This is a genomic window from Sporosarcina sp. P32b (assembly GCF_002743335.1).
GTDB lineage: Bacteria > Bacillota > Bacilli > Bacillales_A > Planococcaceae > Sporosarcina.
This window is the reverse complement of record NZ_PDZB01000026.1, coordinates 1-13,839: the sequence shown is the minus strand read 5'-3', so window position 1 is coordinate 13,839 and position 13,839 is coordinate 1. Positions and strand designations below refer to the sequence as shown.

The window sequence follows — 13,839 nt, the reverse complement described above, 5'->3', positions numbered from 1 at the left end:
ATTCCTCCTTTTAATGTAATCGCTTACTAATCTGAATATTACACTTAGTTTCACATGTATGTAACTGTAAATAAATAGTGACAAATGATTAACGACTAGCAGTTTTTGTGGGAGTACATAGAATGACTTTCTAAACAGCAAATTTATTAAATCACATAAAATAAAGACGAATCGATGAGCGATTCGTCTTAGAATTTTTAATTTCCCATTACTTTTAATCCAAAGTATATTCTTGTAGCCAATTGTCCATTAAATCGACCCGATCCAGTTTTCAAATCTATGTCACTTAAAGATTCAATCTTCCCTATACGATAACGTAGACCTGCAATCGATAGATGTAGATCATCAGCCGTTTGTTGAAGGTTACCGTTATTATCTAAATAAGATTTTAATGTTATGAGTAGACTGCCTGAGTTACATTCATCATAATCAACCAGGGTTCCAATTGTGTTCATATAAAACTTTAGAAGTTCCTCATGATCTGTACCTTTCAAAAACATCATAATTCCCTCAAAATCCTTGTAGGTTGCTTGTCTACTACTTACTGGATACGTTAACTGAACAAAATCACAAATCCGTTTTGCATCGATATAACTTTCCTTTAACTTATATACGGAATCTACCAAACGTCCAGATCCAATGTGCACAATGACGTCAGGTATATTATTTTTAATTTCATTTATCAAATTAATGGATAGTTCTTCAGCATCCCGATTTATAGTTTGAGCAGTTATAATAACGATATAATCGCATTTCATAAATAAATCCAGTTTAGGGTATTTATTCTCTAAAAAGCGTAACACTCTATCTTTCATACTCTTTGGAATGACTTTAAGAGTGATAATACGATGCGGTTTATTGATATTAAACCCAAAACTTGCAGCTTGTCTACTTAAAGTATTTTCATCTGTAATTTCACTATTAATCATTTTATCAAAAAAGTCTTCTCTCTTACTCCAAAGTGATTCTGCTATTTTACGTTGATGATACATTTGAATTGTAAAAACCATTAATGCTCGTTTAATAATCATTTGTTCTCTTTGATTCAATTTCTCTTTTCCGATGACCATTAGGTTTCCAAGAACTACCTTGTTCTTTATTAAAAATGATTCAAAAAATACACCATTCTGTTGGTTTATAATGACCCCACTTTCCTTCAAGCTTTTATATGCTAATTGCTCTTCATCACAAACAAAATGCGAGGAGTACACTTCATCGAAATGGTCAACCACAATACTGCGCCCCAGAACATTACCAATTGCATGCGTTATTTCGTTAATATCTTTACCTTCCAAGAATAACTCTGTCAACTGATTTTGAACTCTCTCAGATTCAATAATATCTTCATTTAACTGTTCGATTTCTAAATACATATCATCTATTACTGACTGCATAGACTCGCTTTGATAATAGCGTAGGTCTGTTAAATAAGCTTCATCACAATTTGCTACGGTCTCAGCAACAAAATAACATTCTGTGTCTCCTTTACCCTGACAATACTTCTCATACGCGACTACTTCTTGACCAAATGCACTCGTTAAATAACCGCTCGCATAACCAATTAACGTCCAACAAATGGCTTCGTTTCCTATTTCATTTTCAGCAATATGATTCGCAAATTCAAATGAATTTTTCCAATATCCTGTAATATATAAATGATTTCCATTAATCTCTAATATGTCAGGCTCCACAGTTACAATTCCCTCTAATGTGTGCATGACTGTTCCTGATAACATTAGTTCCTCCAGTGACGCCCAATCATATTTTTCTTTAATAGATTCAGCAGCCCGTTTGCCACAAGCCCAGCCGTAGCGCATCAAAAATCCTTTTGCACGTTCTTTACCTAACGTGTTTATTAAGTCACCACGTAAAATCCCCAATGCTTCTACAGAAATTAACCCCATTCTTTTGTCATGAAGTTTAATGATCCCTGTACGCGGATTAATATCAATTAAGTTTTGCAGCAGTAATCTATTTGCTTTCATCAATATATCTCCCTCACTTCATAGCGTGTTAATTTTCATAAGGATTCTATACAATAGTTAGTAATACAAAAACACCTATTGCAACCGCTTTCAACAAGTTCTATAAAAAATCCTCTTTTATCATTAAGAAAAAATGGTGATGTATTATTTTAATACATCACCATTTTTCACTAATCATTTGACATTTTCAACCACAACGGAAATCCCTTGACCTACTCCGATACACATGGATGCCAATCCTAACTTCGCTTCCCTTTTTTGCATCTCGTAAATAAGTGTAGTTAAAATACGCGTTCCACTAGCTCCAAGTGGATGACCTAATGCAATTGCACCACCGTTTACATTTACTTTTTCTATGTCTAAATCAAGCTGTTTCACACATTCTAACGATTGGGAGGCGAACGCTTCATTAATCTCCACCAAATCAAAGTCAGATGCAGTTAGACCATATTTTTTCATTAATTTTTTTGTCGAGTAAATCGGACCCAGCCCCATCATAGAAGGAGCCAATCCAGCAGTAGCCGAACCTACGAATTTAACTAATGGTGTTATATTTAGTTCCCTGGCCAATTCTGCACTCATTAACATAACACCTGAAGCACCGTCATTTATGCCACTAGCATTTCCTGCTGTGATAGTTCCGTCATTAAATAAAGGGCGTAATGTGCTTAGTTTATCTATTGTGGTATCGGCGCGTGGATGTTCATCCGTGTCTATAATTGTTTCCAGTCCTTTACGATCCTTAATTGTCACTGGAATAATTTCATCTTTAAAACGGCCTGACTCCATCGCTTTCTTTGTAAGCTGTTGACTACGATAAGCGAAAGCATCCTGGTCTTGCCGTGAAATATTGCATTGCACTGCAACATTTTCTGCAGTTTGCGGCATGGTTTCCGTACCATACATACGATCTAGTTCAGAGTTTTTAAATCGCCAGCCCATTGTAGTATCTACTAAACCAATATCTCCGCGTGGATAATCCGTTTCGGGCTTCGCCATGACAAAAGGTGCCCTTGTCATACTTTCAGTTCCACCAGCAATAATAACCTCACATTCACCCGAAAGAATAGAACGCGCGCCCAAACTTACAGCATCTAAGCTAGATCCACATAGACGGTTTACAGTCGTACCACTGACTGTTTCAGGTAATCCAGCGAGTAGCAAAGACATCCTAGCGACATTTCGATTGTCTTCTCCAGCACCGTTGGCATTGCCAATAATAACATCATCAATAATCTCAGGAGAAACTCCTGGATTCCGTTCGACTAATGCTTTAATAACGACAGCTGCTAAATCATCTGGACGGACAGATTTGAATTGTCCCTTATATCTACCGATAGGCGTCCGAACTGCATCCACGATAACTACTTCACGTTTCATACTTTCCCCTCCTGTAATAGTTCATTACTAATAGTATAAAACGCAGTGGTATTGGCTTGTACCTCTTCTATCGTGCTATCTCCCATTAACTCAACTAGTTCATAATTATCGCCTTGCCATTTGAATACCGCTAAGTCAGTAATAATTGTCTCCGCTACACGTTCGGATGTGATCGGGAAAGTGCATTCATCTACAAGTTTGGGTCTTCCATCATTCGCCACATGATTTGTTGTAATAATAATCTTTTTTGCTCCTTCAAGTAAATCCATTGCACCACCAACACCAATAATATCTTTTCCTGGAATTGCCCAGTTCGCAATTCGTCCTCTGGAGTCAATTTGCAAAGCACCAAGGATGGCAACGTCAATATGCCCTCCACGGATCATTGCAAATGAATCCGCACTACTGAAATATGAAGCGCCCAACGCTTCGCCAACAGGGAGTTTTCCAGCATTGACTATTAGCGGATCTATATCCTTTTCTTCAACAGAAGTAACACCTAACAGTCCATTTTCTGTATGTAAAGTGTATAATCCATCGTCAATATAATTAGCAACTAATGTTGGTATTCCAATTCCTAAATTAACAAATGAATAAGGTTCAAGTTCATCTGCGGCGCGTTTCGCTATTAGTTCCCTTTTATTTCCCAATGCTTTTCACCCCATCTTTCATTAATATCAGTTCACTCTTCACAATTGCATCTACAAATAAGTGCGGTGTAGCTATTTCATCTGGATCTAGCTCTCCAACATCAACAATTTCATCGACTTCTGCAATAACGTAGTTTGCTGCAGTTGCCATATTAGGATTAAAATTTCGAGCGGTCTTATAATAAACTAAATTACCTAATCGATCTGCTTTCCACGCTTTAATAATCGCAACATCTGCTTTCAACCCTTCCTGTAACAGATAGGTTTCACCATTAATTTCTTTCGTTTCTTTTCCTCTTGCCAAATCAGTACCCACAGCTGTTTTCGTATAAAAACCACCGAGACCTGCTCCCCCTGATCTAATCGCTTCAGATAATGTTCCTTGTGGTAATAGCTCAATCTCAAGTTTTCCTTCATTATAATACTTTGCCACATCGCGATTACTTGTAAAGTACGATCCAATCGCTTTCTTGATCTTTCCTTGTCTAAGCAAAATACCTAGACCTTCACCAGCTTCCCCAACGTTATTACTAATGACTGTCAATCCAGAGATGTCATGTCTTGTTAAGTGTTCAATGATGGATAAAGGACTGCCAACTAATCCAAATCCACCAACCATCAAAGTGTGGTTAGATTTAATTTCTTTCAATGCGTCTTCAATAGAAAATAGTTTGTCTAAATACATCTCTTCACCTCTTCATTATTTTTCAAGTAGAGCTAGTATAGATTTTTCGACCTCTGGCTGCCGTTCGAACATAAGTGTGTAATGATTTGCCGGAACTTCAATGCTTGTTAGACTATTTGCTGTCTCTATTGTTTCGTTATATGTCTCTCTGGTGAAAAGTGATTCCTTTCGCCCTAATTTCCCATATGCAATGACGAGTAAAGTTGGAGATGTCACTTGTTGGAAAACTTCTTTGGGTTGGAAATCGTAAAAACTATTAAAGTCTTTTTCCATAGCAGTCGCTTGCGATTTATGACGATAACCATTTTCGTTTTTTTTCACTTCATATCGTGTAATTTCTTCAACAACCTCATCCCACTGAACATCTAATGAGTCATAAATGATTTTCGTTTGATTCACGTAGTCATCTTCTGATTCATATACCTTATCCAAACGGCTAAGTGATGGAACGATTAATTCGCGTTGACGTTCTTCGGTAGTACCGGCGCCATCTAGTAAAATTAATGCCGCTACATCTATTTCACTAGCCACCTGAGCACAAATGTAAGCCCCCATTGAGTAGCCCATTAAAATGGGCTTTTCAATTTTATACTTTTTAATGAATGCTTTTAAATCTTCAGCATGTCGAAACAGAGAAGTTTGTTTATCGGCAGAACTACTATTGCCCCTCCCACGTAAATCATAACTAATAAACCGATAATCTTTCTCCAGCAATTGTCTATAATGATAAAAAGTTTTATGGTTACCCGTGAGACCATGAATCGCAATAATGGTCTTCTTTTCTTCAGGTATATCGCATACTGCAAGTTTTATGTTTTTATGAATCTCAACTTCTTTTAACATGATTGAATCCTCCTCTTAATCCACTTGATAGACAGAATATTTAACACCTGTAGGTAAACGTTGACCTGTCGAGATAAAGATTCTTTTATTCATCCAATCATATTTTTTAGAGGCAGTTTCAAATATTGGATTTGTACGGAAATAATACTCGTCTACAGTCACTTCTTCATTACGATCAAGACGTTCCAACACTTCTATAGGTCCTGTTCGGATACCACGATAAGACATCATGATTAATTCTTTATCATCTGTTTCTAATAGAATGCGCACGTCTTGGATAATTGTTCCGTCCTCTCTGACTGTAATCCAATCATCACCGCCTGGAATAACTTTCCCCTTAATTTCACTGCCGCCAAAGTGGCCACCTTCTACTCGAATAATTCGTCTTGTGCCAATTGGGGTAGTTCCAGGTAAGTGGGCTTTCTCTACAACTAGCTCTAAATCAAATAAGAAAGTAAGTTGTGGTGCTTTAAAATACGCCATTTGTAACTCTCTCCTTTTTTCTTCTGTATTTTTCGATTTTCATTTCATCTAACTCAACACCTAAACCTGCTCCTGAAGGAATAATTACTTTGCCTTCTTTAAATTTCAGTGGATTTTTAACTAAATCGTCGGCAAGCCATGGTGGTCCGAACGATTCACAGCCGTATGTTAAATTGCGTATTGTACCGAATGCATGAATACTTGCTGCAGAACCGATTGAACTCTCGAGAGACGTACCGCCAAAACACACTAATCCTGCTGATTCCGCTATAGCAGCAATCTTTAAGGTATTTCGCATACCACCTGATTTATGAATTTTAAGAGAGAATATATCAGCTGCTTTTTCTTGGACAAGTCTTTGCGCATCCTGGATTGTTGCAACACTTTCATCTGCCATTACCGGTACCTTTTTCATGCTAACAAGTTTTGCTGCACCCTCAAAATCAAGTGGTGAAAGTGGTTGTTCCAAAAAATCCACACCAGCATCATTCAAGCGTTCCATCCAACGAACGGCTGTTAACTTATCCCATGAACCGTTTGGATCAATACCAATTGTTGAGATACCGTTTAGACCTTCAGCAATTTTAATTGCTCGCTTTGCGTCATCTATTGGTTGATATTTACCCGCTTTGATTTTGAAGTCTCTATATTGTTTACTACTAACCAGTTCTTTCGCTTCTGCAATATCACCATCTGCATCACCTGTCGCAAGTGCCCATTTTACATCAATCGCTTCTTGGAATAATCCACCTAATAGTTGATGAACAGGGGCGTTATATATTTTACCTACTACATCGAAAAGTGCCATTTCAACTGTTGCTTTCGCGAAAGGATTAGCACGTACATGCCGGTCAAATAATTGGAGTAGCTGTTCAATATTTCTAGGGTCCTGATTAATTAGCAACGGTTTTAGATAACGCTCAATAACAAGCTGCATTGTCTCCACGCTTTCACCGTTCCACCAAATCCCTGGCGTTGTCCCTTCACCAATACCAATAAGCCCATTTTCTAATTCTACTTGGATCACTACAAAACTTTTCGTTGATACAATCTCTGTTGAAAATTGATGAGGTCTTTTAATCGGTACATCTACAATTACTGAACGGATTTGCTTAATCATAGTTTTCATTTTATATTCCCCTTTAATAGATATACTGTTGCCAAATAAGATTTAAAATTGTACGATAGACGTACAATATACAACCATATCGTACAACATAATATAATCATGAAAGTAGGTAGAATGTCAATGAAGAATTCTAATAATTCTATTAAAGATGCTGATTTCATCCAGTCAGTAGAACGTGGTTTACTAATTATTCAAGCTTTCTCAAATGAAAAACCAACACTTACGGTAAGTGAAGCTGCGAAAATCACGAATTTAAGTAGGCCTACGGTGCGCAGGGTTTTACTCACGCTAGAAAGTTTGGGATACGCGGAATCTGCTGATGGTCATTTCTCTTTAACTGCTCGGGTATTGTCCCTCGGATATGCCTATCTATCTTCTAAAAACATATGGGAGATCGCACATCCTCATATGCGAGATCTCGTAGAACAAACTGGTGAATCTACATCTATCTCCGTATTAAACGGAAAGGAAATTGTCTATGTTGCCAGAATTCCTACGAAACGAATTATGATGATTGCTTTGGATGTCGGTTCAAGATTACCTGCATATGCAACTTCAATGGGACAAGTATTGCTCGCCAACTTATCTCCATCTGAACTGGAAAATTATTTTACTGATGCAGACTTTACATCATTCACAGACAGAACAGTTAGTAGTAAATTAGATTTGACGGAAAGACTTACACAGATTAAGAACGATGGATGGGCCTTTGTTGAACAACAACTAGAAGAAGGCCTTAGTTCATTAGCTGCGCCCATTCGAAATAATGAAGGCAAAGTAGTTGCAGCTATCAATATTTCTTCACATGCAAATCGTATTAACAGAGAAATAGTGAATGATAAATTTCTTCCACTGTTATTAACAACTGCTGAAAAAATCAGTACCGACCTTTCGAAATCACACCGTATTGTGAGACTGTGAAAAGACTCGCTTGGTTCACATGACCGAGCGAGCCTTTTTACTATCCGAGTATTATGGATGCTCTTTGAGATGACGTTCATGAAAATCGTACCCTAATGAATGGGCTTGACTACACATCTTTCCGTTTGAACTAAATAAATAAAAAATACCATTGGGAAGGTATTATATTTCACGTGATGTTGACAACAAAATTAATAATGTGTATGGTAATGTGAATCAATTGACTCAAATGTATTACCATTGCAGGGATATTTTTCATTAAATACCTAGTAATCTAATTTGTTTAATTAAAAAGGGTGGTGTTATTATATAAAGTGGTTTGACATATTCAGCATGAAGGAAGTAAAAAGCAGAAAAACACTAATTTACTAGTCTTGATTTACCTACAAAAAGAATACACTTATAGAGGTGCAATTGTTTATATTCTCCAAACGATATATCCTCATCAATAATAATGAAAAGGGTGAAAGTTTATGAAAAAGTATACTATGCAACTTATGCTCGTTGTTTCACTAGTTTTTTTGTTAGTAGCTTGTGGGAATGACGACGGTGCATCTGAAGGTAATGAAATAGAAACAGGAAAGAAATACGAACTTAGATTAGGAACCGTCATTAGTGAACCCCATCCTTGGGCAGATATGGCAGAATACTTCGCTGAAGAAGTTGAAAAACAAACTAACGGTAATGTTAAAGTGTCAATTCATGCGAATGGATCGTTAGGAAACGATGAAACGATTATAGAAGAATTACGTATGGGAACAGTCGATTTTATTATTGGCGGTGCTCAAAACGCAGCGGCATTTGTTCCTCAGTATCAAATTTTTGGAATTAGTTACTTGTTTGAAGATATGGATCACTTCGAGAAAGCAATCAGTAATGACAGTCCTTTATATGATTATTTGAAAACTGAATATGAAAACAGAAGTTTAGACATGAAGTTGTTGTCCTTAGCAGGTGGTGGAACGAGATACTTATCGAATAATAAAGGTGAGATCAAAACTCCAGAAGATTTAGACGGTATAAAAATGCGCATTCCAAGCTCACCAATTGAAAGTGAAGTCTGGTCCGCATTAGGGGCGTTGCCTACATCCCTTGCATGGAACGAATTGTACTCAGCTGTTCAAACAGGTGTCGTTAATTCATTTGAAAGTACGTTGAGTGGCTATACAGGTAGTAAGCTATACGAAGTGGCACCATATGTTAGTTTAACGGAACACCTTTATATGGCATCACACTTCTCAATGAGTGAGGCAACGTACAATAAGTTACCCGCTGAGTATAACGAAATCATTGAAAAAGTGGCTATTGAGGCTGGGAAATTAGGTACGAAACGCGGTATTGAAATGGATAAAGAGTTACTTGAAGAATTGCCAAGTCTAAAAGTGACGACGACAGAAGTTGATAAACAAGCATTTATCGACATATTAACGCCACTACACGATAAGTTGGCAAAAGACTCTGAAGCCACTGATTTACTAGAAATTGTGAGAGAGTTGAAAGACTGACCGATTTAACTATTCGTTTTGCCAGTGTGAAAATCTAGGTTATAAACTGGCAAAACAACTATCTAATTAGCAAGATTATTGTATTTGTCAAAGGGGTTTTTATAGTGCTGTTTAAATTTAACAACTTCGTTGAACGATTTCTAACCTTTGTCTCTGTACTATTATTAGCTACCTTTATTATTGTTGTATTTGTGAAGGTTATTGCGAGAAACTATTTTGACATTCCGATGGTTTGGGCTGATGAATTTTCGCTACTCTGTTTCATGTGGACTGTGTTTTTAGGTGCAGCCATTGCTCTTCGACATAAGAAGCACTTTATTGTCGACTTGGCACCGTCTAAATTGAAATTAAACTTAGGTTTCGATATTTTATCACATTTCATCGTTCTTTCACTCATCTACGTCATGATTGTTTACGGTTATAAATTTACTATGTCGGGTATGTCGCGTGCGTCAAATTCCTTACCTTTTACATTATCTTATTTCTTTGCCACGATTCCCGTTTCTGGGGTTGCGATGTTGTTATTTACAATCGAATTGATTATTACAGATACAATGAAGTTTTTGAAATTAACTAGTAAAGAGGTGTATGTTGATTGAATCCACTCATTCTACTCCTCATCGTGTTCTTTGGTTTGATTTTCATACGTGTGCCGATTGCATTCGCTTTAGGGATTTCCTCTATGGTTACAATAATATATATCGATTTACCATTTACGAGTGTTATAAATCATATGTTCGCGAGCATTAACTCTTTTACACTTCTTGCCGTTCCATTCTTCCTTCTATTAGGTAGTTTAATGAATGACGGGGGCATTACAAATCGATTGATTAATTTCTCGAGAACACTCGTCGGTCATATTAAAGGCGGCCTCGGCCACATCAACATATTAGTGAGTATGATTATGGCGGGATTGTCTGGATCCGCCGCAGCAGATACTGCAGCTGTTGGATCCACATTAATCCCAGCAATGGTAAAAGAAAAATACGATGCAGGTTTTACAGTAGCGATTACGGCTGCGTCTTCCACGTTAGGTGTCATCATTCCACCTAGTATTATGATGGTGGTGTACGGTGCAATGGCCCAAGTTTCAATTGGAAAGCTTTTTTTAGCCGGTATTGTGCCAGGTATATTAATTGGTTTAGTTCAAATGGGATATACATACTACATGGCTGTTAAGCATGACTACCCTGCTTACCCAAGAGCAACGATAAAAGAAGTACGAACTTCATTTAAGCAAGCTGTGGCTACATTATTATTACCGGTCATTATTTTAGGTGGAATTGTAGGTGGGTTTTTCACACCGACTGAAGCCGCTGTTATTGCTGTTTTTTATGCTTTAGTACTTATGTTTTTTTACAAATCCTTAAAAACAAAAGAGTTACCAAGGATTTTAAAGGAGTCAGTCATTATGTATTCCTTGCCAATGTTCGCAATCGCGACTGCAGGTATTATGGGCTGGCTCATCGGTTATTTACATGCACCTGAATTGGTTGCGGATTTCATTACGAATATAACTACATCATCTTCTGGTATATATTTAATGATCGTTGCTTTTCTACTAGTAGTTGGAACATTTTTAAGTCCTTTGGAAGCAATCATTATTTTCTTACCAATTCTTATGAAGTTGGGGGCAATTGCCAATTTAGATCCAGTTCATATGGGCATCATCGTTTGTTTAACGTTAGCAGTTGGTATGGTGACGCCGCCTTATGGTATTTGTTTACTCATTGCGACGCAAATTGCGGAAATCTCCACACCGCGCGCATTTTTAGCAGTTTTGCCGATCATTGGGTTAACATTAGGTGTCATTTTACTCGGTGTATTTGTACCAAACCTGTTTTTATTTCTCCCTAATTTACTAATGCCTGATTAAAAAACATCCACGAATAACATTTTAAATGGAGAGGAAAGATTGATGATGTATTCATTTATTAAAACACCGGAACAGAGGAAGTTAATAGAACAAATAGAAGCGTTAAAGCCTTCGTTTCGTGCACGCGAACCTGAACTAGATGCACTAGGTTCATTTCCTTTTAAAGATATAGAAGAACTTAAACAAATCGACTATCATTTGTTAACGTTACCGAAAGAAAATGGCGGGCAAGGTTTTGGATTGTATGAATATATATTAGCGCAAGAGGCTATTTCTGAAGGTAGTGGCTCGACCGGTTTATCGATTGGTTGGCATAATGGAATTGTGCTTGAATATGCGGAAAACCGCCACTGGAATGAACAGGCTGGTCAGTTTTTAGTAGAGGAAATACGAAAAGGTGCTCTCATTAACTCGCTTGGTACGGAAAATAATACTGGAAGTCCGACGCGAGGTGGATTGCCACAGACGAATGCAGTTGCTGATGGTGATGATCTAATCATAAATGGCGAGAAGACTTACGCCTCACTATCACCCGTTCTCGATTATTTTCTTGTTTCCGCAACGACTGAAGAAAAAGAAGTTGAGCACATTATGATTCCGCGTACAGCTACTGGTATATCTATTGAACAGTCGTGGGATAGTTTAGCTATGCGAGGTACCGCGAGTGATACAGTAGTATTTAACAACGTCCGTGTGCCAAGGATAAATATTTTGAAGAAAAACAAACCTGTTGAACCTGTATCAAAGGGTTGGTTACTTCATATTCCTGCTTGCTATATCGGAATTGCAGCGGCGGCAAGAAATTATGCTCTGGAATTTGCCACTTCCTATGTACCTGTCTCACTTGGTAAATCCATTGCCGAAGTGCCATCCATTAGTCAAAAGATCGGGGATATGGAGCTAGAGCTGTCTACAGCGAGACATTTATTGTACGGAACGATTGAACGCTATGAAGCAGCGACTGATAAAACAACTTTTGAAGAGTCATTAGATGTAACGAAAATAGCCGTCACAAGTGCGGCAATATCGATTGTTAATACAGCGATGGAAATTGTTGGTTCACGTGCATTGTCTGAGTCGAATCCCATGCACCGTTACTATTTAAATGTCAGAGCCGGCTTATATAATCCCCCTATGAACGACGTCGTTATTTCTAAAATGGCGAATAAAGCGATTCAATCGATGAAAAAGTCTACAATGAAATAATTTAATAAGGAATACAATTATCCACAGTGATTCGGACAACTATAAATACAATAAAGCACCGCAAATTGCGGTGCTTTATTTCATATATTATTTAAAAAAAATTATTTTTTATACTTAAATCACATTTTCACATCTCATAAGCTCGTTCTTAACAAACACAGATGGAAGGTGTTTTCTATTATCGGAAGTAGCATACTTTATATAGCTAAGTATTGTGGCAGTAAATTACTTCTCAAGAAATTCTGGTTGTTCGTTTGTAATTCGTTCCCATAATGGTTGAAAACTAAACCATCCAGCTAATGATGTTCCTAATTCTTGTGCTGTATCTTCGGCAACTTCATCTGAAATAATTTTAGGTGTTCCTACAGCTTCCGCCATTAATTGCTGTTGACAACACTTCTCCATTGTTATAAACCACCAGGCAGCTTCGTCAATTGTTTGACCGACAGTTAAAAGACCATGATTTTGCAATATTAACGCCTTCTGGTTCTCAAGTAACTCACCCAATTTTTTCCCTTCACTATAGTCTAATACTACCCCATTAAATTCTTCATATAAACCATGCCTATTAAAAAACACACATGAATCTTGTGAAATCGGATCCAATGATCGTCCTAATGCTGACCAAGTGGTACCAAACGTAGAATGCGCATGGGTAACAGCATTTACATGTGGCAATGCTTCATGTATTTGTGAGTGGATAGCTAATCCTGCTGCATTTACAACAGAATCTTTTTTCCCTTCAATAATCTCTCCTTTGAAATTAGCTAGTACTAAATCTGATACTTTCATTTGACTGAAGTGTTTGCCAAAAGGATTCACCCAAAATAATTCAGAATGTTCTGGGTCTCTTACTGTCATATGTCCAGCTATGCCATTATCAAATCCAAATCGCGAAAACAGTCTAAATGCCCCTGCCAATCGTTCTTTTATATGTGTTCGTTCTTCTTCATATGTTGCAAACTCTGGTGGTGTTGGAAAAGTAAATTCTGCTTTCATAATATCTCTTACCTCCATAAATTTAGTTTGATTATTACTATATATAAACGCTAAAATAAATATGTACACTGTCGCCGGGATAAATATGTACAAATCTACCGATCTCTCGCATACTAAAGCGGAGGTGATAGATATGTACATAACCATTCCATTCGATACGGATTTTGAGATTACAAA

Annotated in this window: 13 protein-coding genes; 5 read left to right on the top strand and 8 right to left on the bottom strand. The window is 37.3% G+C overall.

Annotation, left to right across the window (positions count from 1 at the left end; genetic code table 11):
- Nucleotides 1-197 precede the first annotated feature (197 nt).
- From CSV64_RS14255 to CSV64_RS14225, 7 genes are all read right to left on the bottom strand, one after another.
- Nucleotides 198-1,985 carry a XylR N-terminal domain-containing protein gene (locus tag CSV64_RS14255; RefSeq protein WP_099635253.1) on the bottom strand — a complete coding sequence of 596 codons (1,788 nt, stop codon included), beginning with the start codon at nt 1,983-1,985 and terminating at the stop codon, nt 198-200.
- A 174-nt stretch (nt 1,986-2,159) separates the two neighbouring features.
- Entirely contained in the window at nt 2,160-3,365 is a 1,206-nt protein-coding gene (locus CSV64_RS14250; RefSeq protein WP_099635252.1) for a thiolase family protein, read from the bottom strand.
- Nucleotides 3,362-4,015 (bottom strand): 3-oxoacid CoA-transferase subunit B, encoded by a 654-nt coding sequence (locus CSV64_RS14245; RefSeq protein WP_099635251.1) that lies wholly within the window; start codon nt 4,013-4,015, stop codon nt 3,362-3,364. Before CSV64_RS14245 ends, CSV64_RS14250 begins: the two co-directional genes overlap by 4 nt.
- Nucleotides 4,005-4,700, bottom strand: coding sequence for a CoA transferase subunit A (locus CSV64_RS14240; RefSeq protein WP_099635250.1), 696 nt, complete (start codon nt 4,698-4,700; stop codon nt 4,005-4,007). Before CSV64_RS14240 ends, CSV64_RS14245 begins: the two co-directional genes overlap by 11 nt.
- Before the next feature lie 15 nt (nt 4,701-4,715).
- Complete coding sequence (locus CSV64_RS14235) at nt 4,716-5,543, bottom strand: alpha/beta fold hydrolase (RefSeq protein WP_099635249.1); 828 nt, start codon at nt 5,541-5,543, stop codon at nt 4,716-4,718.
- Between the two features lie 15 nt (nt 5,544-5,558).
- Nucleotides 5,559-6,026, bottom strand: coding sequence for a DUF3237 domain-containing protein (locus CSV64_RS14230; protein ID WP_099635248.1), 468 nt, complete (start codon nt 6,024-6,026; stop codon nt 5,559-5,561).
- On the bottom strand, nt 6,013-7,155 hold the full coding sequence (locus CSV64_RS14225) for a muconate/chloromuconate family cycloisomerase (protein ID WP_099635247.1): 1,143 nt from the start codon (nt 7,153-7,155) through the stop codon (nt 6,013-6,015). The genes CSV64_RS14230 and CSV64_RS14225 overlap by 14 nt, the downstream gene beginning before the upstream one ends.
- 120 nt (nt 7,156-7,275) lie before the next feature.
- Between CSV64_RS14225 and CSV64_RS14220 the strand changes: the two genes are divergently transcribed.
- From CSV64_RS14220 to CSV64_RS14200, 5 genes are all read left to right on the top strand, one after another.
- Nucleotides 7,276-8,076, top strand: coding sequence for an IclR family transcriptional regulator domain-containing protein (locus CSV64_RS14220; RefSeq protein ID WP_099635246.1), 801 nt, complete (start codon nt 7,276-7,278; stop codon nt 8,074-8,076).
- Nucleotides 8,077-8,549: 473 nt separating this feature from the next.
- Nucleotides 8,550-9,581, top strand: coding sequence for a TRAP transporter substrate-binding protein (locus CSV64_RS14215; RefSeq protein WP_099635245.1), 1,032 nt, complete (start codon nt 8,550-8,552; stop codon nt 9,579-9,581).
- A gap of 104 nt (nt 9,582-9,685) precedes the next feature.
- Complete coding sequence (locus CSV64_RS14210) at nt 9,686-10,180, top strand: TRAP transporter small permease (RefSeq protein WP_158233050.1); 495 nt, start codon at nt 9,686-9,688, stop codon at nt 10,178-10,180.
- Nucleotides 10,177-11,457: a TRAP transporter large permease gene (locus CSV64_RS14205; RefSeq protein ID WP_099635243.1), complete on the top strand. Its 1,281-nt coding sequence runs from the start codon at nt 10,177-10,179 to the stop codon at nt 11,455-11,457. The genes CSV64_RS14210 and CSV64_RS14205 overlap by 4 nt, the downstream gene beginning before the upstream one ends.
- A 42-nt stretch (nt 11,458-11,499) precedes the next feature.
- Nucleotides 11,500-12,663 carry an acyl-CoA dehydrogenase family protein gene (locus tag CSV64_RS14200; RefSeq protein WP_233190492.1) on the top strand — a complete coding sequence of 388 codons (1,164 nt, stop codon included), beginning with the start codon at nt 11,500-11,502 and terminating at the stop codon, nt 12,661-12,663.
- 225 nt (nt 12,664-12,888) lie between these two features.
- Here the strand turns inward: CSV64_RS14200 and CSV64_RS14195 are convergent, their stop codons facing one another.
- Nucleotides 12,889-13,680, bottom strand: a complete 792-nt coding sequence (locus tag CSV64_RS14195; protein ID WP_099635276.1) for a class II aldolase/adducin family protein — start codon at nt 13,678-13,680, stop codon at nt 12,889-12,891.
- Nucleotides 13,681-13,839: the final 159 nt, after the last annotated feature.